The sequence below is a fragment of the Billgrantia sp. NRB1 genome (assembly GCF_056921725.1).
Window position 1 is genome coordinate 3,581,071 of record NZ_CM167783.1, and the last position, 26,144, is coordinate 3,607,214.

21 protein-coding genes are annotated in these 26,144 nt (G+C 61.9%); 14 read left to right on the forward strand and 7 right to left on the reverse strand.

Annotated features, from left to right (window positions below; genetic code table 11):
- Positions 1-8 precede the first annotated feature (8 nt).
- Positions 9-605: a TetR/AcrR family transcriptional regulator gene (locus ACZIYR_RS16290; RefSeq protein WP_483527427.1), complete on the reverse strand. Its 597-nt coding sequence runs from the start codon at positions 603-605 to the stop codon at positions 9-11.
- A gap of 182 nt (positions 606-787) precedes the next feature.
- On the opposite strand from ACZIYR_RS16290, the gene ACZIYR_RS16295 reads away from it, so the two are divergent.
- Positions 788-2,767 (forward strand): serine hydrolase domain-containing protein, encoded by a 1,980-nt coding sequence (locus ACZIYR_RS16295; protein WP_483527428.1) that lies wholly within the window; start codon positions 788-790, stop codon positions 2,765-2,767.
- A 224-nt stretch (positions 2,768-2,991) separates the two neighbouring features.
- Positions 2,992-4,050, forward strand: coding sequence for a GGDEF domain-containing protein (locus tag ACZIYR_RS16300; protein ID WP_483527429.1), 1,059 nt, complete (start codon positions 2,992-2,994; stop codon positions 4,048-4,050).
- A gap of 145 nt (positions 4,051-4,195) precedes the next feature.
- Here the strand turns inward: ACZIYR_RS16300 and ACZIYR_RS16305 are convergent, their stop codons facing one another.
- From ACZIYR_RS16305 to ACZIYR_RS16320, 4 genes are all read right to left on the reverse strand, one after another.
- Positions 4,196-5,176 (reverse strand): hypothetical protein, encoded by a 981-nt coding sequence (locus tag ACZIYR_RS16305; protein WP_483527430.1) that lies wholly within the window; start codon positions 5,174-5,176, stop codon positions 4,196-4,198.
- 178 nt (positions 5,177-5,354) lie between these two features.
- Complete coding sequence (locus ACZIYR_RS16310) at positions 5,355-8,477, reverse strand: DEAD/DEAH box helicase (protein ID WP_483527431.1); 3,123 nt, start codon at positions 8,475-8,477, stop codon at positions 5,355-5,357.
- Positions 8,467-9,315, reverse strand: coding sequence for a Hachiman antiphage defense system protein HamA (locus tag ACZIYR_RS16315; protein WP_483527432.1), 849 nt, complete (start codon positions 9,313-9,315; stop codon positions 8,467-8,469). The genes ACZIYR_RS16310 and ACZIYR_RS16315 overlap by 11 nt, the downstream gene beginning before the upstream one ends.
- Positions 9,316-9,807: 492 nt before the next feature.
- Positions 9,808-10,425 (reverse strand): LysE family translocator, encoded by a 618-nt coding sequence (locus tag ACZIYR_RS16320; RefSeq protein WP_473034814.1) that lies wholly within the window; start codon positions 10,423-10,425, stop codon positions 9,808-9,810.
- Positions 10,426-10,692: 267 nt separating this feature from the next.
- Between ACZIYR_RS16320 and phnD the strand changes: the two genes are divergently transcribed.
- From phnD to ACZIYR_RS16350, 6 genes are all read left to right on the forward strand, one after another.
- Positions 10,693-11,658: a phosphate/phosphite/phosphonate ABC transporter substrate-binding protein gene (gene phnD, locus ACZIYR_RS16325; protein ID WP_473034815.1), complete on the forward strand. Its 966-nt coding sequence runs from the start codon at positions 10,693-10,695 to the stop codon at positions 11,656-11,658.
- A gap of 82 nt (positions 11,659-11,740) precedes the next feature.
- On the forward strand, positions 11,741-12,577 hold the full coding sequence (gene phnC / locus ACZIYR_RS16330) for a phosphonate ABC transporter ATP-binding protein (RefSeq protein ID WP_483527433.1): 837 nt from the start codon (positions 11,741-11,743) through the stop codon (positions 12,575-12,577).
- The gene (gene phnE / locus ACZIYR_RS16335) at positions 12,574-13,383 is read left to right on the forward strand and encodes a phosphonate ABC transporter, permease protein PhnE (protein WP_473034817.1); all 810 of its coding nucleotides are present in this window, start codon (positions 12,574-12,576) and stop codon (positions 13,381-13,383) included. Before phnC ends, phnE (ACZIYR_RS16335) begins: the two co-directional genes overlap by 4 nt.
- A gap of 142 nt (positions 13,384-13,525) precedes the next feature.
- Complete coding sequence (phnE, locus tag ACZIYR_RS16340; protein ID WP_483527434.1) at positions 13,526-14,341, forward strand: phosphonate ABC transporter, permease protein PhnE; 816 nt, start codon at positions 13,526-13,528, stop codon at positions 14,339-14,341.
- Positions 14,342-14,361: 20 nt separating this feature from the next.
- Positions 14,362-14,994 (forward strand): histidine phosphatase family protein, encoded by a 633-nt coding sequence (locus ACZIYR_RS16345; RefSeq protein ID WP_483527435.1) that lies wholly within the window; start codon positions 14,362-14,364, stop codon positions 14,992-14,994.
- A gap of 108 nt (positions 14,995-15,102) precedes the next feature.
- Positions 15,103-15,966: an undecaprenyl-diphosphate phosphatase gene (locus tag ACZIYR_RS16350; RefSeq protein ID WP_483527436.1), complete on the forward strand. Its 864-nt coding sequence runs from the start codon at positions 15,103-15,105 to the stop codon at positions 15,964-15,966.
- Here the strand turns inward: ACZIYR_RS16350 and ACZIYR_RS16355 are convergent.
- Positions 15,963-17,213 carry an MFS transporter gene (locus ACZIYR_RS16355; protein ID WP_483527437.1) on the reverse strand — a complete coding sequence of 417 codons (1,251 nt, stop codon included), beginning with the start codon at positions 17,211-17,213 and terminating at the stop codon, positions 15,963-15,965. The genes ACZIYR_RS16350 and ACZIYR_RS16355 overlap by 4 nt on opposite strands.
- Before the next feature lie 137 nt (positions 17,214-17,350).
- Positions 17,351-19,111 (reverse strand): GGDEF domain-containing protein, encoded by a 1,761-nt coding sequence (locus tag ACZIYR_RS16360; protein ID WP_483527438.1) that lies wholly within the window; start codon positions 19,109-19,111, stop codon positions 17,351-17,353.
- 288 nt (positions 19,112-19,399) lie between these two features.
- Here ACZIYR_RS16360 and ugpB point away from each other — a divergent pair, with 288 nt between their 5' ends.
- The 6 genes from ugpB (at position 19,400) to ACZIYR_RS16390 (ending at position 26,081) form a co-directional block, all read left to right on the forward strand.
- Complete coding sequence (gene ugpB / locus ACZIYR_RS16365) at positions 19,400-20,719, forward strand: sn-glycerol-3-phosphate ABC transporter substrate-binding protein UgpB (protein WP_483527439.1); 1,320 nt, start codon at positions 19,400-19,402, stop codon at positions 20,717-20,719.
- Positions 20,720-20,791: 72 nt separating this feature from the next.
- Positions 20,792-21,676 carry a sn-glycerol-3-phosphate ABC transporter permease UgpA gene (ugpA, locus tag ACZIYR_RS16370; RefSeq protein ID WP_473034826.1) on the forward strand — a complete coding sequence of 295 codons (885 nt, stop codon included), beginning with the start codon at positions 20,792-20,794 and terminating at the stop codon, positions 21,674-21,676.
- Positions 21,677-21,697: 21 nt separating this feature from the next.
- On the forward strand, positions 21,698-22,546 hold the full coding sequence (gene ugpE / locus ACZIYR_RS16375) for a sn-glycerol-3-phosphate ABC transporter permease UgpE (protein WP_473034827.1): 849 nt from the start codon (positions 21,698-21,700) through the stop codon (positions 22,544-22,546).
- A gap of 1 nt (position 22,547) precedes the next feature.
- Positions 22,548-23,621: a sn-glycerol-3-phosphate import ATP-binding protein UgpC gene (locus ACZIYR_RS16380; protein ID WP_473034828.1), complete on the forward strand. Its 1,074-nt coding sequence runs from the start codon at positions 22,548-22,550 to the stop codon at positions 23,619-23,621.
- On the forward strand, positions 23,618-24,418 hold the full coding sequence (locus ACZIYR_RS16385; RefSeq protein WP_483527440.1) for an inositol monophosphatase family protein: 801 nt from the start codon (positions 23,618-23,620) through the stop codon (positions 24,416-24,418). The genes ACZIYR_RS16380 and ACZIYR_RS16385 overlap by 4 nt, the downstream gene beginning before the upstream one ends.
- Positions 24,419-24,707: 289 nt before the next feature.
- Positions 24,708-26,081 (forward strand): CHAD domain-containing protein, encoded by a 1,374-nt coding sequence (locus ACZIYR_RS16390; protein WP_483529098.1) that lies wholly within the window; start codon positions 24,708-24,710, stop codon positions 26,079-26,081.
- Positions 26,082-26,144: the final 63 nt, after the last annotated feature.

Genomic DNA, 26,144 nt, shown 5'->3' on the forward strand with positions numbered 1-26,144 from the left:
AGTTTGCCTCAGCCGGCACGACACGCCCTGCGAATGGCATCGCGCACCTCGGCCCAACCCGCCTCGGAATCCAGCGCGATGCCGCCGTATACGCCGCCTCGACGCGCCCGGATCAGCAGATACTGGAAGCCCGCCACCAGCAGACTGGCCAGGGTCAGCAGCGGCCGGTCCTCGGGGCCTGCATCTTCGAACAGCTCGGCGAGGATCTCGCGGCTCCAGGCCTCGCGGCGCTCGGCCAGTCTTTGCGTCAGCGGGCTCTGCTGCACCGCCTCCCAGGCCAGCACCTCGATGGTCTGGGGGCGCTGACGCAGCGCGTCGAGTAGCCCCAGCAGCACCGTCTCGACACGTTCGGCCTTGGGCAGCGCCTTGATGTCGGCCACCTCCCGACTCAGCACCTCCTCCCGACTGGGCCAGAACCCCTGGCTCTCGCCGTATGCCTCGAGCAGCTCCGACAACCCGCCGAAGTAGCGGTAGATCAACACCTTGTCGACCCCCGCCGCCCGCGCCACGGCGTTCACCCCGAGCCCCTGGAAGCCTTGCTCGGAAAGCGCCGTGCCCACCGCTTCGATCAGCTTCTGCCTGGTCTGCTCTTTGTCCCGCACCATCGTTCTCTCCCGGCTTCCGTCCGTCGCTATCGGCGACTGTGAGCACTCAGGGGCTATGTCACCTAGTGGTGACTTTATAAGTCACCTTTCAGTGACATGTCAAGCAAGACGCCACCCGTAACAGCGCAGTGGCCGGACCTGTTGTAAGCTCAGCCAGAACGGCCCGCCCTGGGAGTGACGCGATGGACTGCCGACGCCTGCTGCTCGTCTTGATCCTGTTGGGACTCGCCTCCCTGGCCTGGGCGGAAAGCACAGGGCCGACGTCAGGCCCCATGCCGGCGGCGGCTGACACCCGCCCCGAAGCGTTGACGATCGGCGAGCTCGCCTCCGCCCCGGCCCGAGCGGCCGATCCAACCCTGACAGCCCTGGTGGAGGGTGCCCTGGGCAGCCTGCGGCGGGAGCATGGCCTGGCCGGGGTCACGCTGGCCGTGGTGCTCGATGACACCCTGCACGTCGCCGGGGGCTATGGGCAGGCGGATCTGGCGACGGCTCGACCGGTCGACCCGGATACCACCCTGTTCCGGATCGGCTCCGTGTCCAAGACCTTCCTCTGGACCGCCGTGATGCTGCTCGTCGAACGCGGCGAACTGGACCTGGACACCGACGTCAACGCCTACCTCCACGAGGTCGAGGTCGACGCCGCCTTCGGGAAGCCGGTCACCCTGCGCCACCTGATGGCGCACCGGGCCGGCTTCGAGGACACGCTGCAACTGTTCACTGTGGCCGACGATGACCCGCGCCGCCTGGCGGCGCTGCTCACCGCCCATCAGCCGAAGCGGGTCTACCTGCCCGGGGCGCGGACCGCCTACTCGAACTGGGGGACCGGGCTTGCCGCACAGGTGGTCGAGGACGTCTCCGGCCTGGCCTACGGGGACTTCCTCCAGCGGGAGCTGCTCACCCCCCTGGGCATGCAGAACACCACCTGGCAGGCTCCGCGTCACATGGAGGCGGCAAGGCGAGAGCGACTCGCCACCGGCTATCGCCCCCGCCACGGCGGTCTCGGCCGGCAGGACAATCTGCAGCTCGGCGCCTACTGGCCGGTGGGCGGCATGGCCTCCACCGCCACGGACATGGCACGCTGGATGCGCTTTCACCTCAATGGCGGCGAGCTCGACGGCATCCGGCTGCTGTCCCCGGAGACCCATGCGCAGATGTGGCAGCGCGCCTATGATGACCGCCCCGACGCCGCCGATGTAGCCCACGGCTGGCAGGACATGCCCCATCGCGGCCTTCGCACCCTGGGCCATGGAGGCGGTACCGCCGCCTTCTTGACCAATCTGGTGCTGGTGCCGGAACTGGACCTGGGCGTGTTCGTGTCGCAGAACAGCACCCACACCATGGTACCGATCGCCCAGCTGCCGACCCTGCTGATCGACCACCTGACGGGCACCGACCCGGTGCCGCTGCTCATCGAAGACGACGATCCGGAGGCCCTGGCCGAGCTGGCCGGCAGCTACCGGAACAACCGCCGCGTCTTCTCCACCTTTGCCGCCGTGCTGGGGGCGTTCAACGTCACCCGGCTGTCCCCCGTCTCCCGCGACGGCTTCACGCTCAGCCACCCCATGGAGGGCAGCGACTACTACCGCCGCCTCGAGGGCGCCACCGATGTCTTCGAGAACGCCCGGGGCGGGCGTGTCGCCGTGCTGCGCAATGCCGATGGCGAGGTAGTCGCACTGGCCGACGCCATGGGGGTGCATACGCTGGAGCGGGTCGACATCTGGCAGCACCCCATTACTCTCGTGACGACGGTCGGCCTGGCCACCCTGTTCGGCCTGACCACCCTGCTCGGGGCCTGGCGACGTGTCGGCCGCGGGGGTGGCGGCACGCGGCCGGCAAGGATCGCCGGCACCCTTGCCATCGCTGCCGTTGGCGCCCTGGGCCTTTTCATCACCGCCCTGATCCTGCTGGCCATGGGGATGGCGGACTTCGACCTGAGCCGCATGACCGAACACTACCCGGACACCGGCATGTTCCTGCTCCACTATGCCGGCTGGCTGGTGGCGGGGGCCGCCCTGCTCATGCTGGCGGCACTATGGCCCGCCTGGCGCGGCTCCGGCTGGGGCCTGTGGCGGCGGCTGCATTTCAGCCTCTTTTCCCTGGCCCTGCTGCTGGTGAGCCTGCAGCTCTGGGAGTGGCGGATCATCGGCGCCGCGGTTATCTAGCAGCGTCCCGTTTGTCATCGGCGCCCCTGGATCCGGCATCGCCGCTTGCCTGCCCAGGCAGCTGTCCCGGCCGAAAGTCAACATTTGCTTGCGTTACATCATGGTGTTGAATGACACCCGAGCAATAATGAATCCTATGTCATCGCGATAGGGACAGCGCGCATCATGCACGGGAGTCATGGATCACTCCGAGGAGCGTGCATAGACGAGACAAGGACCCGTGCATGCATCCTTATCAAGCGGATCAAGGCCACCGCCGGGCGGTGCTGCAGGCAATGCTGCTGGTCACCATCGTCAGCGCCCTCGGCTTTGCGGCCCTCAACTTTCCTGACGACATGATCCTGGTCGCCTGGATCCAGGTAGCCCTTGCCGCCTTCGCCGCCGGCCTACTGGTCGTGGTTCGGCGCACGCAGCGGGTTCAGGCCTGGTGTCTGGGCTTCATGCTGGTGTTGCTGTCCGCCACGATCCTGCTGCTAAGCCGCCCGGAAATCTCGCCCTACGCCTTCATCTGGCTGCTGATCATCCCGCTTGTCACCCATCTCCTGCTCGGCTCCCGGCTGGGACTGTGGCTCTCACTGGGCTATATGGGGGTTGGCGGCGTCATCTATCTGTACCGCTTTGGCGGCCACCCCGAACTCGTTCGAGTGGAGGTGCTGGCCAACGCCGTCATCGCCGCGCTGACCACCCTGGGCATGTCACACTTCTACGAACGCACCCGTGAACGCTCCGAGAAAACGTTGATGCGCCTGGCGACGGTCGACCCGCTGACCGGGCTGGCCAATCGCATGCGGCTCAACGATGTCTTCGAATGGGAACGGGCACAGGCGCAGCGCCACGGGACCCCGCTGTCGGTGCTGATGCTGGATCTGGATCGCTTCAAGCGGATCAACGACGAGCACGGTCATGAGGCCGGCGACAGAGTGCTGGTCGCCTTCGCCCGCCTGCTGCGCGAGCGCCTGCGGGAGATCGACCTGGTCTCACGCTTTGGCGGCGAGGAATTCCTGGTCCTGCTGAACAACACCGATGGCAAACGCGCTGTCACCGTGGCCGAGGCGCTTCGGCAAGGCGTGGAGCAGCTGGCCATCGAACATCGGGACAAGACACTGAAACTCACCGTCAGCATCGGCGTCGCCGAATACGGCCCCGATGGAATGGACCTGGATACCCTCAGCCGAATCGCCGATGAACGGCTCTACCAGGCCAAGGCGAATGGACGCAACCGCGTCTGCGATGGCCGTGCAGTGGAGGCTGGAGTCGCGTCGGAGACCACCGTTGACGTATAGCCGGGGTCGCCATGCAGAGAGTCACTTCGCAATAGGGGCAAGTGCCTACCTTGGAAGCACGAGAAGATGCCGGCTTTCGGCCAGAAGCGGACGCCCAGGAATTTTAGATGAAACTAATATCACCATGGGTAAAAAAATCTAGAATTTAACCGTTTCCTCTATCAACATCTTTAATCGCAGTTAAAACTGTGTTTTTAATGTCATCAACAAGCTCAGGAAAGCTATCCCAGTTACAAACAATATACTGCGTGAAATACCTTTTCAGCTCAAACATCCTGTTCGACTCAAGTGACTCTATAACATTCAGCGGGAGGCAGTTCTCGTATTCGCCTTTAGATGAGCGATAGTTTCCAATTTCACTTAAATACTCAGCATCAAAGAAAAATCCGTCTTCAAAAATTGCGGCGCAGTGACTTTCAAAATCTGGACTAATATCATTATATGTAACCACATATGGAGCTCGAAAGGCAATATTATCTAAAGAGCCAGCCTCCTTAACCAAACGCATTGAAAACCCATCTTCAGCAACATATAATTCTGCGTTTGTCAAAAGTATTGGGACGATAAAAAAAGGTCTAGCTGGGCCCGGCTGGGGACAGGAATTATTGTTAATCTCTTTTTCCAGCATGACTGGTAGAGCATAGTGGAGCTGATTTACCCCATGCTTTATTTGTGCGTCATGGGCAGATGGATTTACAGTATCTACCTCAACACCTTTAAAGCAGAAAACCACATCTTCACCACCATCAAATGAAACCATGCTATTCGGGCTCAATATATCTCTTGAAAAGCAATCAACAGCTCTGATAGTGTGCCCCATGGTAAATGGTGAAAAACTAGCGTCATTTGGGTCTGGCAAAAAAATCCAGGCAATACCATCTTTCCTATATTTGCACTCGACGAGCAGCCTAACTGTGCTTGTTATATCATTTTGGTCCTCAAAGGGAGTAAATGCCAGGGCTTCTATGTCAACAGAAAAGTCTTTTATGATATCTCCATCCAACCGAGAGTAACTAAAATCAGATGAAACACTAAAACCCTTTTCGACCAAGATTTTCATGGCTTCGTACTCAAGAGGAAAACTTGACGAAAGCAATTTATCTTTCCACTTGCCGCTGCTTTTCATTAATCACCACCAATATTAAATATGCGAATCATAAATTTTAAAAAACCGCCTCTCCAGCCGCCCTTCTCGCATGTCTGAATTCAGCCAGAAGCGGAAATTTAGGATGTGCTGATGTAATGCTTGAGCTCACTGGCTTTTACGGAGCAAAATGGAGTAAAAAATCCAGTGCAGCGATTTTTTAGACCAACAGTTCATCCATTCGCACCTGAAAATAGCTTGGGTATTTCTCCACCACCGCACTAGCTCCGTCCATGTCTTGTTTCAGCGCCTTCACAAGATCATTCTTTTGAGTCGCTTCTAGGTTTAAGGATGCGGCAAGGTCCTGAACGATGACACGGTCCGAAAAGCCAAGCTCATAAAGGGCAATGGTAGTTTCCGTGGGCAAGCCATATTTGAGGCGCTTTTGAAAAAGCTGAAGGCGAGTGACTAGCTCGCCAGTGCCATCTTGGTTGAGTGTTTCAATGAACTCACACACAGCACCTACAGCAAGCGCACCGTCATAAGCGAGCGTCCCTTCACAGACGTCCACGATATGATCGATCTTGAATTCCCTACGGCGGGTGCCCCAGATCATCTTGGCTTTTCGCTTACGTATAATTGCTAGGAGATCCCAGAAGGGCTTTCCATTGATCCATTCATGAGCGATTTCGTTGAGCACCTCCGGTTTATCAAACTTGGTAAACACACCACCATTGATATGCTGTGTAAGCAATGGCCAGACAATATCGAGCGCTTCTGTTTCATCAACAATCGAAAGCAGACTGTCAGCGTTGGACTTGACCCATCCCTCAATAGCTTGGGCATCCTGAATTCCGTAAAGCGTCCTGCCGTAGATTTTACGGCGATCTGGATCAGTAATTTTTACCGAGATGTTCTCAGCGAGAAGCTTAAATAACTCGCGGAGATACTCCTTTTTCTGATCATCAGCCAAGAAGAAAGCCAGCGTCCCTTCGGCCAGGTGGAACACATCGGCTTCCGAAAGACCATTCTCCGATTCATCCCAATGGGATAAAAGAAAGCTCTCCACGGCACATATGAGGCTGATTCTCCAAGCGACTTGCCTCTCGACACCACTTCTTGAGAATCTTTTATCTCCATGTCGTTCGGCTATCCCAGCAGCCAGGCTGGCAACTTCATCAGGGTCGTTGATGTAGGCCTTAGCGAAATCCAGAGCCTCCATAGTGATTGTGTATTTCTCGTCTTCACTCTTAATGGGGTCGAAGATCGATAGAAGATTGCTGATGCATGGCTCAGAGTTGCGAGGTTCGAGAAGTTCTTTCACCTGATCCCAGCGCCATTTATCGTTACGGGCCTTCCGCTTGTCATAGATCACCGGATCTGCAAACAGGATACTGCCTTCGGTATGCATACCGGCTCGACCCGCTCGGCCAATGAGATTGTGGAAATCTCGAACCTTGATGCGTTCCATGCCTTGGTAGACACTGGTCACGATGAGGTATCGAATGGGAAGATTTACGCCCTGCGCTAAGGTGGATGTGCAAACGACGAATCGCACAAGGTCGTCACGCATTGCATGCTCCACCGCCAAACGGATACCATGCGGCGTATTTCCATGATGAGAAAAAATTCCGTATGCTGCGCTCTGAGACACCGGAGCGTCAGCGCCAAGATTCTCTACATGCAGATGTGTCAGCCTCTCAACTTCCTGTGCGTCTGAAAAATCTGACGGCAGGGACAAAGGTGCGCCTCGCTCTATAATATCGACGGCCTTTTCGCAGACGCCGGCCGCTGTCGACTTCCTTCCACAGAAAACAGCAATACTACCATTCGGCACCAATTTCAGACCGAGGTAAAGTGCGATAGCCTGCCCGTCAGTCTTTTCAGGAAACAAACGGTCCTTCCTTTCCCGCTTCTTCCTTCCGAGATTGAACCTTTCAATAACCCTTGGAACGAAGAACTCGTTTTGTTCGGCGTCTCGGCTGTCAACATACTCGATTCTTCCCAATTGATCGAGCCAGCTCGCGAACCCAACCGACCTAAAAGTCGGAATCAGAGTTGTGCCTTCGACGACATTAGGCTCACCGTTCAGCCATTCTCCGACAGCCTCGGCATTGCTGATAACAGCTGAAATCAGCACTTTCTGGGATCCATTGGGAATCATGGAGCGCAGCGATGTTAGGAGCAGCTCGTATGTGATGCCTCGGGTGCCGCTGTCGAACTGGTGGCCTTCATCAAAGACCAGCAGGCCAACATGGGCAGCTAGCTCCGGAGCGTGCCGGAGGACGTAGAGCAGCTTCTCTGGGGTTACGACCAGGATCTGCTGGTGCCCCAAGAGCTCGGCAATCTCGAAGTCGGTCTGCAGGGCATCGGATAACTCATCCACCTTGGTGTGTTCACTGTGGAATGCACCGACGAGGCTGTTCTTGATCTCATGACACAGCGCCCGGAACGGAGCGATGATGATGGCCAGAGACACGCGGCCTGCCAGAAACGCGCTCCGAAGGATAAGCTCCGTTGCCTTTGTTTTTCCGGCACTGGTAGGCATTTGTACGATAGCAGACCTTCCTTTCAGGATTTCTGCTCTGCCCAAAAGATGTTGTGCTGGCCATAGTTCTTTGATAAACGAACTCTTTTCAATCGCCAATCGCCACTTTTCCCTAGAGAGCCCGGAATATAATGGAAGGGCATTCCAGCAAGAGTTAATAATTTTTTTCCTAACCAAAGCTGCTGCAATATCGCCAAGCAAAAGCTGTCTAGGTGTACCAAAATCGTAAACAGCAACTCTGAGCTTTCTGAGCTGATCTAGGAGATCGTCTTCACCGGTGCCATTGCTGACAAACCGTACCAATGCTTTAAAAATAACGTCGATATAATCTCCGAGCTTTCCCTCCGCGCCACCAAAATCCGTAGATATCTCTCCTCGCAACATCCAAAAAATCAGATTTTCGAGACCCATAGCATCTAGATCTGGAAAATCCGCATCGGCATTCCAGGCCAGTACGGAGGCGCTTCCAGGCAAATCGCAAAGATAGTAAGACGACGCGCCAACAAGTAAGAGGTATGGGTCTAGCGTCTCGTTCAGCTTTGACTGTAAGTATGAGTCAAAGAAATGGGCAGAAAAAAGCAGATTGGATTTCAACTCCGAGAGAGATCCTGAATCTGTCTCCTTTCGATTGATAGCGGCGGCAAGGTCGCCCAAAAGACCGATCGATATAGTGAAGAGCTTGGCCGGATCTTGATTAATTTTGATGTGATGCTCCTCCGGGATGCCATACTCTAGCATCTTTGCCTTTGACCGGGTGATGCCTAGGAGGAGTTGGGATTTCTGTTCAGGCCTCATCCGCAGCCCTCCTGTAGAGCTCATGGACAAGATCCATCATGCCGGGCCCCTTGATAACTAATAGGACAAGGCTGTCACTGTTTGGATGGAGAAAGAACTCGCTGGACTTCGCTGACTTGGGAATCTTACTGCAGTCCGCAGAGGCCAATTCATCAGCGACGAAATATTCATCAGAGATGATAGCCGCAGCACCGAAGGTTTCCTTGTAGGGCATATCTACGGGGCTTTGAAATCTCTCGACTCTTTGGGCCTGTTCGATTTTCTTTTTTTCAAAAAGCTTTTGCTTGATAAAGTTAAGAGATTCATCTATTCGAATATGATCCTTGGCGGAATCGTTAATAGCATCCTGCAAACGATTGACCTTAGAGGCAGAGAACTTTGTTTTTGATTCAAAGACAAACAACACATCCTTTGAGGAGGGTTCACCTTCTTCTTTGTGAAAGCGGAATCCAATGACATCGCTACCCTTGGGCGATTCATCTCGAACAACCTTCGATGACCATCGTACCCTGGGCACCCAGTAACCGAGCAGCCATTGAAGGTAATCGGAAACCAGAATTTCCCCAAAGTCACCCGCTCGGATCCCTGGGCCAAGTTTGGATTTTTTGCATGGGAACTTTATATTGGTGAGGTAATCCGGGCGCGGACGTTTTCCACGGAGGAAATCAATCTCAGTATCCAGGCAATAGTGATTCCGGAAATGTTTCGCCCAAGCGGATAGCACGTCCTCGTCGTTATCATGACGGAAATCCCAGACTTCCACCTCCTTGCCGTCGGAAGTCGTCACTCGTTCGCCGGTGTCGACGAGCCATTTTATATGGTCTGAAGTCCAGGGCATTCCAGTTCCTGATGTTACGTAAGGGGCTAACAGATATTATTCCGCACGGTCTGATACCGGATGAACGAGCATGCTGCCTTTGACTCCATGGCCGCTATGGGTCGTTTTCTGCCCTTCTCCTCCCTCACGCCGGCGGTTTTCGATACTCAGTGCCTTCATCTGGCCAGCTCAACCGCCGCTGGTCGCGCGCTAAAGCGACCTCCTACAGTGGGGGGAGCCACCGAATAGCGCATTCGAGCCGCTCGCTGCCCTTCATGCTGACCCTTTCCGGTAGCCAGTTGCCTACATCGAGCCATCAAGACGAGATCGATAGCCCATCTGGCCACATCGAGTAACTCTCAGCGTACTAAAGATTTCTTCGATCTGCCCGGCCGAATCTCGAGTTTTCTCATATTCGTGGGGCAAGAGACTAGCCCCGCCGATGCGCAGCGGTGCCTCGCCGTCGGTGCTGGGGCTTTTCGTGGCCAACCGGGTGGGTTGGCACAACCGGCCCTACCCCTTGGCGATCAGGAAGGCGCCGGCGGCGGCCATCAACGAGCCGGCGGAGCGGTTGGCGCCCTTCATGGCGCGCTCGGTCTGCAGGAAACGCCGCGCGCTGGAGGCGCCGGAAGCCACCAGCATCAGGCCTGCCATCAGCCCGAGGAAGGTGAGGCCGACCACCAGCCCCATGTCGCCGCCGCTCAGGGCGGTGAGGTCGATGAAGGTGGGCAGGAAGGCGATGTAGAAGAGAATCACCTTGGGGTTGGAGGCGGAGATCAGAAAGCCTTGCAACACGCCTTTCATGGCATCGACTCGCCGCTGCTCCGGGTCCAGGGGCTCGGCCCGTACCGGGGCGGTCCACATCTTCCAGCCCAGGTAGAGCAGGTAGGCGGCGCCAAGGTAGCGGATCACCGTGAAGGCCTCGCTCCAATTCTCGGCGATGGCCGCCAGGCCGTAGAAAGCCAGCACCAGGTAGATCAGATCGCTCAAGGTCATGCCCAGCGCCAGAGGCAGGCAGGCTCGCGCTCCGGATGCCATGCCTCGGGCCAGCAGGGCGAAGACCCCAGGACCGGGGGTCACGGCAAACACGAAGATGGCCACGAGATAGAGGAGCGCGCTTTCGAGGGACATGGTTTTCCTGCCGATGTATCGAGTGAGCACTACACGCTATCACGCGCCGTGGCAGCCGTCGCCCCGGGTTCTCATGGGGCCCCAGGCCGCCGAGCCGACCGCGCTCTACCGCAGCATCTCCGCCAAGGCCCCTTCGGGGCTGCCACCAACGCTTCATCAGCTCTTAACCGCTCCGTCATGCCATCGACTGCTGACTGTCATGATCCCAGGCGAAAGTAGGGGCCGATTCCGCTTCACCCAGTACCGTTATCACGACCTGGAGCCACCATGACCGTTTCGACCCTGAATCGCACCCTGCTGGCCAGCACCGTGGCTGGCCTGTTCGCCGCCGCCAGCTTCTCCGCCAGCGCCGATCTTTCACAGCGCTACACCGACGCCGACGGCGACATGGTCGCCGACATTCCCAGCGATGAGTCCCGCTGGGTCGACCCGGCTACGCTGGTGTTCGCCTACACCCCGGTGGAAGATCCGAGCGTCTATGCCGACGTTTGGGCCGACTTCCTCGATCATCTCGCCGAGGCGACGGGCAAACGGGTGCAGTTCTTCCCGGTGCAGTCCAACGCCGCCCAGCAGGAGGCGCTGCGCGCCGGTCGTCTTCATGTGGCCGGCTTCAACACCGGGGGCGTGCCGGTCGCGGTGAACTGCGGCGGCTTCCGCCCCTTCGCCATCATGGCCGGGGAAGACGGCAGCTTCGGCTACGAGATGGAGATCATCACCTATCCGGGCAGCGGCATCGAGCAAATGGAGGATCTGGCCGGTCGCCAGCTCGCCTTCACCTCGCCCACCTCCAACTCCGGCTTCCGCGCTCCCTCGGCGCTGCTGCGCTCCGAGTACGGCATGGAGGCCGATGAGGACTTCGAGACTGCTTTCTCCGGCTCCCACGATAACTCCATCCTCGGCGTCATCAACAAGGACTACGAGGCGGCGGCCATCGCCAACTCGGTGTCCGGCCGCATGCAGGCCCGTGGCGTGATCAACGAAGGCGACTACGAGGTCATCTACACCTCCGAGACCTTCCCCACCACTGCCTACGGCACCGCCCACAACCTGCATCCGGAGCTTCAGGAGGCGATTCAGCAGGCCTTCTTCAGCTACGACTGGGCGGGCACCCCGCTCGAAGCCGAGTTTGCCAACAACGGTGAGTCTCAGTTCATTCCGGTCACCTACGAAGAGCACTGGTCGGTGATTCGCACCATCGCCGAGGCCAACGGCGTGACCTACGACTGCGACTGATCCCCACCTCGTACCACTGATCCAGCACGGGCCAGGAGGGCCTCGCTCTCCGGGCCCGTGCGCATGTAAGGGAGACCCGACCATGCTGACGCTTTCCCAGGTCAACAAGCGCTACCCCACCGGGGACCGTGCCCTGACCGACATCGAGCTGACGCTGCCCCGCGGTCAGGTGATGGCGCTGATCGGCCCCTCCGGGGCCGGCAAGAGCACCCTGATCCGCTGCGTCAATCGCCTGGTGGAGCCTACCAGCGGCAGTATCCGCCTGGAGGAGACCGAACTGACCCGGCTTTCCGGCAACACCCTGCGCCGGGCGCGCCGCGCCATGGCGATGATCTTCCAGGAGTACGCCCTGGTGGATCGCCTCACGGTGATGGAGAACGTGCTCTCCGGCCGGCTGGGCTACGTGGGCTTCTGGCGCAGCTTCCTGCGCCGCTACCCCGCCGATGACGTCGCCGAGGCGTTTCGCCTGCTGGAGCGGGTGGGCCTGCCCCACGCCCTGGACAAGCGCGCCGACGCCCTCTCCGGCGGCCAACGCCAGCGGGTGGGCATCGCCCGGGCGCTGATCCAGCGTCCCAGGCTGCTGCTGGTGGATGAACCCACGGCGAGCCTCGATCCCAAGACCTCCCGACAGATCATGCGACTGATTCGCGAGCTGTGCGCCGAGCGGGAGCTGGCCGCCATCATCAATATCCACGACGTGGCACTGGCCCAGCAGTTCGCCGACCGCATCGTGGGGCTGCGCGCCGGCGAGATCGTCTTCGACGGCAGGCCCGGCGAGCTCGACGCCGACACCCTCACCACCATCTATGGCGAGGAGGAGTGGGATACCCGGGTCCAGGAGGAGGAATCCCCGAGCGAGCCCGCTGCCGAGCCCACCCCCTCTCCCCAGTTGACCCTGGCCACCGGGGGCACCTCATGAGCCGTCAGACACTGGCGCAGGCGGGCCGCTGGCGGCGCCTGCCGTTGATCGAGAACCCCAGGCTGCGCTGGGGCTTGGTGGTGGGCCTGGCCGTCTATCTGGTGCTGGCCCTTTCCACCATCGACGTCAACTGGGCACGGGTCGCCGAGGGCGCCAGCCGAGGGCTGAACTTCCTGGCGGCCTTCACTCAGCCAGATTTCGTCAGCCGCCGCGGCGACATCATCGACGGCATCCTCGAGAGCCTCACCATGACGCTCACCTCCACGGTGATCGGCGTGGCCCTGGCCGTTCCAGTGGGGCTAGGCGCGGCGCGCAATATCGCACCCTGGCCGATCTATTACCTGTGCCGGGGCATCATCACGGTGTCGCGCACCTTCCAGGAGATCATCATCGCCATCCTCTTCGTGGTGATGTTCGGCTTCGGCCCCCTGGCCGGCATGATCACCCTGGCCTTCGCCACCATTGGGTTCATGGCCAAGCTGCTCGCCGAGGACATCGAAGACCTGGACTGGCGCCAGGTGGAGGCGGTGCGCGCCACCGGTGCGAGCTGGTGGCAGACCATGAACCACGCCGTGCAGCCCCAGGTGATGCCGCGGCTGATCGGGCTCTCCATGTACCGGCTGGACATCAACTTCCGCGAGTCGGCGGTGATCGGCATCGTCGGGGCCGGCGGCATCGGCGCCACCCTGAACACCTCCATCAGCCGCTACGAGTACGACACTTCGGCCGCGATACTGCTGATCATCATCGCCATCGTGCTGCTGTGTGAGTACTCCTCGAGCCACATCCGCCGCTGGACCCAGTAATGCAATGACTGCGCGTACGAATCGCTGTGTTGCTCGAATGCTCAGAATCCTCACATATCCCTCATATGCTCCGGTTCTTGCGCTTCGAGCGCCTTGCGCTTCATTCCGCTCGCTCATTGCCTTTGCCTGAAAGGAATGATCCATGCCCGTTTCAACGACGCCGCAGGGCACGCCCACCTGGCGCCTGCGCACGACCCGCGCCCAGTGGCTGGGCTATCTGGCCTGGCTGGCCGGCGCCTGCCTGTTCCTGCTCTGCTGGAAGCTGATCTCCGACAACACCATGTGGGTCTTCGTGGAGGACGCCGGCCGCCAGGGCAGCGATCTCATCAGCCGCATGCTGCCGCCCCAGTGGGAGATCGCCCACCGGCTCTGGAAGCCGATGTGGGACACCCTCAACATTGCCACCCTGGGCACCCTGCTGGGCATCGCCATGGCCTTTCCGGTGGCCTTTCTGGCCGCCCGCAACACCACGCCCCACCCCCTGGTGCGCAGCGCCGCCCTGGTGATCATCGTCTCGTCGCGCTCCATCAACTCGCTGATCTGGGCCATGCTGCTGGTCACCATCCTGGGGCCGGGGGTGCTGGCCGGCATCATCGCCATCGCCCTGCGCTCCATCGGCTTTATCGGCAAGTTGCTCTATGAGGCCATCGAGGAGATCCACCCCACCCCGGTGGAGGCGATCAGCGCCACCGGCGCCGGCCGCCTGCAGGTGATGAGCTACGGGGTGCTTCCCCAGGTGATGCCCGCCTTCGCCGGCATCAGCGTCTACCGCTGGGATATCAACATTCGCGAGTCCACGGTGCTGGGGCTGGTGGGGGCAGGCGGCATCGGGCTGCAGCTCAACGCCGCCATCAACAGCCTGGCCTGGAATCAGGTCAGCGTGATCTTCGTGATGATCTTCGTCACCGTGCTGGCTTCGGAGTGGATCTCCGCCCGGGTGCGCCACGCCATCATCTGAACGTGAACAGGAGCACCACCATGCGCTTTCCCGATGCCGAGGTGACTACCCTAGACCTGGTCCGACACGGCGAACCGGTGGGGGGCCGGATGCTGCGCGGCACCACCGACCACCCCCTAAGCGAGCAGGGCTGGCAACAGATGCAGGCGGCCGTCTACGCCCTGACGGTGGAGGGCGAGCCTCCCTGGGACGCTATCGTGACCTCGCCGCTGTCGCGCTGCCGCGAGTTTGCCCTATGGCTGGGCGAGCAGCACGACCTGCCGGTCACGGTGGAGCCAGGGTTGGCCGAGATGGCCCTGGGCGACTGGGAGGGCAAGACCCACGCTGAGGCGCGCGCCATGGAGGGCGATACTGACCACCAGGCCGCGCTGTGGGCCGACCCCAGCCGCCACGCCCCACCCGGCGGTGAGAGGCCGGCGGATTTCGACGCAAGGGTCGGTGGTGCCTGGGAGTCGCTGCTGGCCGAGCCGCCCGGTCGGCATGTGCTGGTAGTCTGCCACCTTTTTGTCACCAATGCCGTGCTGCGCCAGGTGCTGGCACAGCCACTCTCACGGATCCTGGCTTTCGACCTGCCCTACGCCGCCACCTGCCGCGTCCGCCACGAGCGCCACGCTCTGGGCGAGACCAGCCTGGTGGAGTGGATCGGGCGATGATGGCGTGGCCAGCCAGATAAAGTGGATTAGTGCAATGGCCCGCTGCCCGGGAGGCAGACGACTCACTGCCGCACCCCTAGGCGTACCACTACTCGACGGTTGATCATCATGACTCTCTGGATTGCCACCCTGCTCGGCACCATACAAGGCGTCTTCATGTTTCTACCGGTCAGCTCTACCGCCCATCTGGTGCTCACGCAGCACTGGCTGATCGGTCAGGGACACCGTCTGCCGGCCCCGGACAGCGCCGAGATGATTCTCTTCGACCTGGTGGTGCATGTCGGCACCCTGGTCTCCATCGCCCTCGTGTTTCGATCGAGTCTGGTGCGCCTGAGCGTCGGCATCACGCGCCAGAGCCTCGAGTGGGCCTCTCGGCGCGGCTCCCTGGGGCGTGAGCTGCTCTATCTGCGCCTGGCGCTGCTCTGCGTGCTGTCGGTGGCGGCCACCGCCGCGGTGGGGCTGCTGCTCAAGACCACCTTTGAGCGGGTCTTCGCGCTGCCCATGCTGGTGGTCGGCACCCTGACGCTGACCGGGCTCCTGTTGTGGTGGACCGATACCCTCGGCGCTCGCCCCCGGGGGCTGCGCCAGATCACGCCGCGCAATGCCCTGGTCATCGGCGCGGCCCAGGGGCTCGCGCTGGTGCCGGGCTTTAGCCGCAGCGGCCTGACCATCTCCGCCGCCCTGCTGAGCGGGCTCAAGCGCCGCTGGGCCGCGGAATACAGCTTCTTCCTGGCGATCCCTACCATCCTGGCCGCCACCGGCGTGCAGGCCGTCGAAGTGGCCCGCAACGGCGGGCTCGGCGAACTCGACTATGCCGTGATGCTGACCGCCTTCGTGGTGGCCGCCGCCGTGGGCGCCCTGGCCCTGCGTCTGGTGCTCTACTTCCTCTACCGCGCCCGCATGAAGGTCTTCTCGTTCTACCTCTGGGGCCTGGCCGCCGCCGTGCTGCTGGGCGTGATCAACCTTGGCTAGGGGTGGCGGTCCCTGGGGAGGCGAGCCTTGGTCAGGCCGTCGCTGCGCACGCATCGAAACAGGCAGAACACGGCCAGGGCGCCGGTTGCCGTGGGCAGCAGGAAGCCCACGGCGTAGCTGCCGGTGAGCCAGACGATCAGGCTGAACAGCGCCGGCCCCACCAGTACTCCCATATAGGTGAGCACCAGCACGGCGGCGGTGGCCTCGCCCACCTCGCCGGGCTCGCAGCGCCGCGCTACCTCTCCCAGGTAGACGCCGTTCCACCCCACCGCTGTGGCGCCGGCCACCACCATTAGCGTGATCGTCAGCCAGGTTGGCACCGCGGGGCCGAGCGCCGCCAGCAGGAAAAAGATCACCGCAATGATCCCGGCGAGGCCAAACAGCACCGGCAGGCTGCCGCCCAGGCGGTCGGCCAGCGCCCCCCACGCCAAGCGGCCCGATACCCCGGCCACGTGCACCAGGGAGACCACGGCGCCGGCCACCACCAGGCTTAGCAGCAGCTCCTCCACCATATAGGCCACCGCGAAGCTGAGCAGCGAGAGCTGGGCGGCCGAGAGACAGAACCCGGTGGCCCCCAGCCAACGCATGGAAGAATAGCGGCGCAGCACGCCCAGGCTGCCGGCCCGCTGTATGCGCACGCTGGCATCCCGGCTGGCATCCCATCGCTCGCGGCGCGGCTGAAGCAGCAGCAGGGTGGCCAGGCAGGCCACCCCCACCGCCAGGAAGGCCGCTTGCCAGTTCCAGATGGATGCCAGCGGGGGGGCCATCAAACCGGCAAGCACGCCGCCCAGGGGCACGCCGGTCTGCTTAATGGAGTAGACAAGGTTGCGCCGTTCCGGCGGGGTGAAGCGGGAGAGCAGCTCGGCGGCCGCAGGGCTGGTGACACCGTAGGCAAGGCCCAGCAGCAGGGTGGTGGCCAGCAGGGCCAAGGGCGTACCGATCAGCGCCAGCGCACAGCCCCCCATCACCAGCGCCATGGCCAGCTGGCTGGCCCGGCAGCCCCCCAGGCGTCTGGCTAGCACCGCTGACTGCAGCGAGGCGAGCATCGCCACCCCGTAGAGCAGGCTGACCTGCAGCCCCACCCAGCCGGTGGGTATGCCGAAGGCCGCCGCCACCTGAGGTGCCAGGGTCGGCACCAGCAGCATGCCCCCACTGCACAGGACCTGCACCCAGGTCGTGGCGGCAAGGACCCGCCAGCCTTCTCCGCGAACGTGCAGCGACAAAGCGTCAGGAGGCGAGGCAGACATGGCAGGCTCCGGTCATAACAGGGAAAACCGTTAGCCTACACACAATTTTTCGCCTTTAGCCAACGCCATTGGCGAAGGCTGCATTCGTCATCTGAGTTCTGGCAGCCAGAGCGGCACACGACCGAGACACCGTGTCCTCAGCTGGAGTTCCCCGCGCGACGCCTGTGGTGGCGACGATCGACGAAGAGGCTGTTGCCGGGCCGGCGTTTGGCCTGGGCTTTGAGCTCGGAGAGCTCGGCGGCAAGCTGTGGCGGCGCCAGTGCTTCCCCGGCCGCTATCGGCCGCGCCGCCAGCGACAGGCTGACCAGCGGATGAAAGACCTGCTCACCCCGGCGACTCTCACCTACCATGCCACCGGCAGCGCGGTGCTCAGGACGATAGAACTCGGGCACCAGAGCGGCGAAATCCGCGAGTATCGCCTCGCAGGTAGCTCGCCAGTCATCTCCCCCGAGCAGCAGCATGAAGTCATCGCCGCCCACATGCCCCAGGAAATCATCGGCATCACTCAGGCGCGCCAACAACAGCCGCGACAGTGACAGGATCATCCGATCCCCTTCGGCATAGCCATAGCCGTCGTTGTAGGCCTTGAAGTTATCCAGGTCGGCAAACACCGCCACCAGGGCCTGCCCCTGACGTAGCCGCTCGGTCAACGCTTCTTGAATCAGGATATTCCCCGGCAGGCCGGTCAGCGGATTAGCGTTGCGGGCCTGGCGCACCTGGATGGCGGTGATCTCCCGCAGCAGGTCGATGATATTCCCCATGCCTCGGTAGCGCCCTGTATCGTCGACGACTACGAAGTCCTCCTGCTGCAGCCCACGGGCATCGGTAATGCGCTGGCTGAGTACTTCCAGGGACGTATCCTGAGGCACGCTGAGCAGGTGACGATCGGCGATCTGATCCACCTCTGTTCTGGCGTGCAGAGCATGACTGTAGGGATTGGTGAACAGCGTCAGGAATTCGTGACGACGCACCACCGCCAGTGGGCGGTCAGCCTCCACCACCGGCACGCAGCGAAGCTCGGGCTGGGCACGGAAGCGCTCTACCAGGGACAGAACCGGCAGCCTCGGCGAGACAGGGTCCACCTGCGCAACAATCGCGCTGGCACTGCGTCGCGGTGACTGTGCCGTCAGGCCGTGGCTGGGCAGCAGCGGCGACACCTGGCGCGGTGGCTCGGCACAGGGTCGGGCGAAATAATAGCCCTGCAGCAGCACGAGCCCACGGTCCAGCTCCCAGAGACAGCGCTGCTCCTCGGCGGTTTCGACACCTTCCGCAATCAGTTCACATCCCAGGCTGCGGGCCACGTCCAGCAGCGAGCGCAGGAACTCGCGCTTGTCGGGAGAACTATCGATCCCGGCGACGAAGTGACGATCCAGCTTGACCATGTCCGGACGCAATTCCGCCCAGTGGCGAAGGCTGGAGTGACCCGCCCCCAGGTCGTCTAGGGCCACTCGAAAGCCCATCTCCCGATAGTGGTCCATGGCCTGTCGCATCGCTTGGTAATCCGCGATGGGAAGATGCTCGGTAAGCTCGATTACCACCCGCTCCGGTGCCAGCCCACCTCTATCCAGATAGGCCAGGGTCAGCCCCTCTCGAAAATCACGCTCCAGCAGGGTCGAGGGCATGACATTGAGGAACAGCTTTCCTCCAAGCCCCAGCGCCACAAAACGTTCGATGGCCAGCCGCCGGCAGAGCAGGTCCAGCTCCACTAGCAGACCGGCCTGCATGGCGCTCTCGAAAAGCCGCTGGGGAGCGTGCAGCGGTGAATGCTGTGGACCACGAATCAACGCCTCATAGCCGTGGATGCGGCGTTGCCCCATATCGACGATGGGCTGGAAGTAGGGCGTCAACTGCTCCCCAACAATGATCGCCTCCAGCAGGTGTTGCTCGCTCGGTGTCATGCCCACACTCGTCGCCATGAAAAGCCATAAGGATGCGGTAGTGCGATGGCAAATCCATGACAGTGGAAGCGTGTCACTGAAGCGTCGCCATGGACACGAACTCTCATCAGCCCCACCGCGAACGACCAACGCCCCGAGGCAGGCTGGATACATGATGTCAGCCACCCACCATCACCTAACCGACATTTTTCTGCCACCGCGATGTCATCGCCTGTCACTAATATCGGCGGGAAAAGTGTTCATTTTCATCATTGGCCCATGGGTCGCCGCAGACGCAAGGAGAGCATCATGCCCGCATTTTTATTGAAAGGCCTGGCCGCCGGCATCGCCGCAGCCAGCCTGTCGCTGTCCGCTCATGCCACCGTGGAGGTGCAATGGTGGCATGCTATGGGCGGCGAACTCGGCGAGATACTGGAAGGCATCACCGAAGACTTCAACGCCTCCCAAGAGGAGTATCGGGTTCGCCCCAGCTACCGGGGCAACTACACCGAGACCATGACCGGTGCCATCGCCGCCTTCCGCGCCGGCCAGCATCCCCACATCCTGCAGGTGTTCGAGGTCGGAACTGGCACCATGATGGCCGCCGAAGGCGCCGTCTATCCCGTTTACCAGCTGATGGAAGACCATGGCCGAGCCTTCGATCGGGAGGCCTTCCTGTCGGCAGTGGTGGGCTACTACACCGATACCCGCGGCAACATGCTCTCCTTTCCCTTCAACTCCTCCACCCCGATCCTCTACTACAACCGCGATGCCTTCGAGGCGGCGGGGCTCGAGGGTGCGCCGCAGACCTGGGAGGACGTCGAAGCCTATTCACGCCGGCTAAGCGAGCAGGATGCCGCCAGCTGCGGCTTCACCACCTCCTGGCCGAGCTGGGTGATGCTGGAGAACTTCTCCGCCATGCACAACTCGCCGCTGGGCACCCTGGAAAACGGCTTCGGCGGCCTCGAAACGGAGTTCGTCTTCGATAACGAGCTGGTGGCCCGCCACTGGGACAACCTGAAGACGTGGCAAGACGAGGGCGTGTTCCGCTGGGGTGGACCGGGACCGGGCAGCGACGCCGCCCCGATGTTCTATTCCGGTGAGTGCGCCATGTTCTTCGGTTCTTCGGCAGCCCGTGCCGGCGTGCTGGCCAATGCCGATTTCGCGGTCGGCTACGGCATGCTGCCCTACTACGCCGACGTAGAGGATGCGCCGCAAAACTCCATCATCGGTGGTGCCACCCTATGGACGCTGCGCGGGCACAGCGAGGAGGAGTACGCAGCCGTGGCGGCCTTCTTCGATTACCTCTCCGAGCCTGAGGTGCAGGCCGACTGGCATCAGCGCACCGGCTACCTGCCGATCACCCATGCCGCCTGGGAGCTTAGCGAGGCACAGGGTTTCTATGCCGAGAACCCGGGCACCGAGATCTCCATCGAGCAGATGACCCTCAACGAGCCAACCGAGAACTCCAAGGGGCTGCGCTTCGGCAACTTCGTGCAAATTCGCGACATGATTTCCGAGGAGATGGAAGCGGTGATGGCCGGACGCAAGAGCGGCGAGCAGGCCAGCGCCGATGCGGCACGGCGCAGCAATGCCCTGCTTAGGGATTTCCAGCAAGCCAATCAATAAGAACAGCCCTTTCGCGCCGCCCTCCCCTGGGAGGGGGGCGCCTTTTTCCATCGTCTTGCCGAGCAATAAATCATGCAGACCAAACGCATGACGTTTCCCGGTCGCTGGCTGCCCTATGCGTTGCTGGCGCCTCAGGTCATCATCACCCTGATCTTCTTCATCTGGCCGGCGGGACAGGCGCTGTACCAATCGCTGCTGCGCGAGGATGCCTTCGGCCTGAGCACCACCTTCGTCGGGCTGGCCAATTTCTCCCGGCTGTTCGAAGACGCCTACTATCTCAACTCCCTCTCGGTCACCGCCGTGTTCGCCTTGGGCACGACCCTGCTCTCGATGAGCGCGGCCCTACTCCTGGCAGTCACCGTCAACCGAATGCTTCGCTCCCGAGATGGCTACACCATCCTGCTGGTGTGGCCCTATGCCATCGCACCGGCCATCGCCGGTGTGCTGTGGTGGTTCATCTTCAACCCCTCCATTGGCATCGTGCCCTACGTGCTCGACATGCTGGGCTACCGCTGGAACCACCGCACCTCGGGCACGGATGCCATGATCCTGGTGATCATCGCGGCGGCCTGGAAGCAGATCGCCTACAACTTCCTGTTCTTCCTGGCCGGGCTCCAGTCGATCCCGCAGTCGCTGATCGAGGCCGCAGCCATCGACGGTGCCGGTCCGGCCAAGCGCTTCTGGACCATCGTCTTCCCGCTGCTCACCCCCACCACCTTCTTCCTGCTGGTGGTCAATGTGGTCTACGCCATGTTCGACACCTTCGGCGTCATTCATGCCACCACCCAGGGAGGCCCGGCCCAGGCGACCAACATCCTGGTCTACAAGGTCTACGCCGACGGCTTCGTGGGCATGAACATCGGCAGCTCGGCTGCCCAGTCGGTGATCCTGATGGCCATCGTCATCGCGCTGACGGTGATCCAATTCCGCTTCATCGAACGCCGCGTCAACTACTGATTCCAAGAGGCACGCAACGTCATGGTCGAAAACCGGCCCTGGGGCAACCTGGTTGCCCATCTGATCATCATCCTCGGCGTGGCCCTGGTGCTGTTTCCGGTCTACGTGGCCATCGTCGCCTCCACCCAGGGGCCGGGCGAGTTCCTGCGCGGCACCCTGCCGCTGGTACCAGGTAGCCACGCCCTGGAGAATTACCGCGCCATGTGGCAGACCGGCCTCTCCCGCGCCGGTGCCCCGCCGGCAGGCCAAATGCTCTGGAACAGCCTGGTGATGGCGCTGGCCATCACCCTCGGCAAGCTGTCCATCTCGCTGCTGTCAGCCTTTGCCATCGTCTATTTTCGCTTTCCCTTCCGGATGTTCTTCTTCTGGATCGTCTTCATCACCCTGATGCTGCCGGTGGAAGTACGCATCATCCCCACCTTCCGCGTGGTGGCGGACCTCGGCATGCTCAACAGCTTCGCCGGCCTCTCCATCCCCCTGATCGCCTCGGCGACCGCCACCTTCCTGTTCCGCCAGTTCTTCATGACGGTGCCGGAAGAACTGCTGGAAGCCGCCCGCGTTGATGGCGCCGGGCCGCTGAAATTCTTCAAGGACATCCTGCTGCCGCTGTCGGTGACCAACATCGCCGCGCTGTTCGTGATCATGTTCATCTACGGCTGGAACCAGTACCTGTGGCCCCTGCTGATCACCACCGACCCCGACTACTACACCATCGTCATGGGCCTGCAGCGCATGACCACCGCCGCCGACGGCGACCCGCAATGGCACCTGGTGATGGCCGCGGTGGTCATGGCCGCGCTGCCCCCGGTGCTGGTGATCCTGTTCATGCAACGGCTGTTCGTGAAGGGCCTGACCGAGACGGAGAAGTAAAATGGCAAGTATCAAGCTGGAAGGCCTGAAGAAGACCTATCCCGGCGATGTCCAGGCGGTCAAGGGCGTCGACCTGGAGGTGGCGGACGGCGAATTCGTAGTGCTGGTAGGCCCCTCGGGCTGCGGCAAGTCGACCCTGCTGCGCATGGTGGCGGGTCTCGAGACCATCAGCGAGGGCCGGCTGACCATCGGCGAGCGGATAGTCAACGACCTGGAGCCCGCCCAGCGCGACATTGCCATGGTGTTCCAGAACTACGCCCTCTATCCCCACATGACGGTGTTCGACAACCTCGCCTACGGACTGAAGAATCGCGGCTTCAAGCGCGACGAGATAGAGCGCCGGGTGCGCGAGGCGGCACGTATGTTGGAAATCGAGGAGTTCCTCCCGCGCAAGCCACGCAAGCTCTCCGGCGGCCAGCGCCAGCGGGTGGCTATGGGCCGGGCGCTGGTGCGCGAACCCGCCGCTTTCCTGTTCGACGAACCGCTCTCCAATCTCGATGCCAAGCTGCGCGTGCAGATGCGCGTGGAGATCAAGCAGCTCCAGCGTCGCCTCAAGACCACCAGCCTCTACGTCACTCACGACCAGCTCGAGGCCATGACCCTGGGCGACCGCCTGGTAGTGCTCAACGGCGGTCGCATCGAACAGGTCGGCACACCCATGGAGATCTACGCGCGCCCGGCCTCCCTGTTCGTGGCCACCTTCATCGGCTCGCCGGCGATGAACCTGATTCCGCTGGACTATCTGCGTGAGCGGGGCAATGGACTACTCGAGGACCTGCCCACAGGCACCGATATCGTCGGCATCCGCCCCGACGACCTGCACATGCAGACCCCGAGTGGCCCACATCTGGTGGTGGACTCCACCCTGGAGCTGTTCGAGGCCGCCGGCGCTGAGAGCCACCTCTACGTGCGCCTGGCCGGCAGCGACCAGTCCAGCGTGATTCGCACCGCCGGCCAGCCGCCGGTGGCGGAAGGCGAGACCCTGCGCTTTTACGTGCGCCGCGAAGCGCTGCACCCCTTCCACCGGGAAAGCGGAAGGCGCACCGACAAACCCACCCGACAGGAGGCCGCATGATCCACAAGACGCCGCTAATCGACACGCTCAAGCAAGCCGCTCAGGCGGCCGGCGAAATCCTGCGCGAGGGTTATCAGGCCGCAGGCACGATCGATTTCCAGTGCAAGGGCGCCTCGGACTTCGTGACCGACTACGACAGGGCGGCAGAGCGGGCCATCATCGACACCGTGCGTCGCCACCATCCTGAGGTGGGTTTCCTGGGGGAGGAGACGGGCGCAACGCCAGCCCAGGACGGCACCCTCGTGGTGGTCATCGACCCGTTGGATGGCACCAACAACTTCCTGCACCGCGTGCCTCACTTCTCGGTGTCCATCGCCGTGCAAGAGGGTAACCAGCTGACCCATGGGGTGGTCTACCAGCCGCTGCTCGACGAGATGCTGTGGGCGGTCAAAGGACAAGGCGCCCACCTTGGCAGCCATCGTGTCGTCGCTTCTCCAGCCCGCCCCATGCCGGAAATGCTCCTCGCCACCTGCCTGCCGTATCACGCCAAGGGCGACTGCCCTACCAGCCTGCGCCAGCTCACGGCACTGATGCCGACCGTGGCCGGGATTCGGACCCCCGGCTCGGCAGCTCTGGAGATCGCCTACACCGGCCTTGGCCGTTTCGATGCCTTCTGGTCCCAGGGCGCCAGGCTCGACCTGTGGGATGTGGCCGCCGGTATCGTCTTCGCCCAGGAGGCAGGCCTTGTCGTGACTGACCTCGAGGGCAACACCGATCCCGCCGAATGGCACAGCCTGCTGGTGGCCCATGCCGAGCGGCACGATGCGCTGCTCGAAGCCTTGCTGAAGGCAGGCTGACCACCTCGATACACTTGATGCCTTGCCCGGCCCGACTCGTCACCCTGCTGTCATCCTCCGTCGTTAGCGTCTAGAGACCTAGACCCTTCGACAGGAGACAGCCCGATGCCACGGCGACAGCGCGAACCGCTGAGTGACGAGGAGGTCGAGTTCCTGGTCCAATTGGCCAATGGCAATGCCCTGGCCCAGCACCGTCGCCGTGAGCGCGAGCGGCGACGCTCAAGATGTGAGCAACGGCCCGACAATCGCAAAAACGACTGACGCACCACGGACAAGAGGGTCGACTGCCATGAAGCATCTCTACTTGATTCGACATGCCAGGGCGAAACGAACTGGCGATATCGAGGATCGCCAGCGTCCGCTGAGCGCCCGAGGCCAGCGCCAGGCAGCGGCCATGGCCCCGGCGCTGAGGCAACTTGGTGCCTTTTGCGGAGACATCCACGTCAGCTCGGCCCTTCGGGCTCGGCAAACGCTAGAGGCACTGGATACCGCTCTGCACGAGCTGGATCTGGTAAAGCGGGCACGGTGCCATGACGCCCTTTACACCTTCGAGGAAGAAGCGCTTCACCGATGGCTCCAGGCCGTTGATCCTGCGGTCGATCATCTCGCCTTGATCGGCCATAATCCTGCCCTGCTGGCACTGGCCCAACGTTTGAGCGACGAGGTGCCCAAGCGGCTACCGACCGGTGGGCTGATACACCTCGCCCTGCCCATCGACACCTGGCACGATCTGGGCCGCTGCCAAGGGGAGGTCCGCCATACGCTCTCGCCTCTGGAAGCGAGTCATACCCTGTTCCAGCGTAAGGCGCCTGAACCGCCGCGCCTCGACAAGCTGGAGACGGCCACGCGCATCCAGTATCGACTGGCATACCAGTACCGCATGATCCGATCCCTGGAAGCCGGTGCAAGCGCCGGGCACGACCCCGAATTCCTGCACCAGTATCGGGTCAACCTGCGACGCAGCCGAGCGGTGGGAGAGGCGCTGAAAGCCATTCTTGACATCCCGGGGCTCAAGCGTGCGTTGAAAGGGCTGCGTCGTCATGCACAGGCCACCAGCGACTTGCGCGACCTGGAGGTAATGCTGGATGACCTGAGCCGGCGGTCTAACGATGCCCCCCGGAAAGCACGGGAGCCGATAATTGCCTGGCTGCGTGCCGAGGCACAGAGGGCGCGCCAGGCGTTCAGGGAAAACTTGCGAGGGCGACGCTATGCTCGCGACATGCAGGCATGGAGGGAGCTCATCGACTCTGGGGACTTTGCCAAGGCACTCAACCGCCTGAAGAAACCTCAGGTCGATCAGGTCTTGCACGAGCAACTGGCCCGCCATGATGCGCTCCTTAACTCTCTCGACGAAGCCTCTCCGGATGCGGCACTGCATCGGCTGCGCAAGCAGGTGAAGCGCATCCGCTATCTCGCCGAGTTGGCACCGGAAAGGCACCGGGGCCTGCTCGACCAGCTCAAGGGGCGCCAGGAGCGGCTGGGAGAGTTTCAGGACCTCTGCACGCAGCTGGCCTGGTTCGAGGCCTTTCGTCAACAGGCATCGCCCTCTCGGGAAACTCTTCAGGCGCTGCGTCATTGGCAAGCACGACGCGAGGAACGCAAGGCCGCGGCACGGCACGCCATCCTGAGGCTTGGCGCCCTTGCCAGCAAGGACGCCCTGTGAATCCTCCTGAGCGGCGAAAGCCACCAGGCTCTGCCCTTGACGACCGCCGCACCGCTAAGCTGG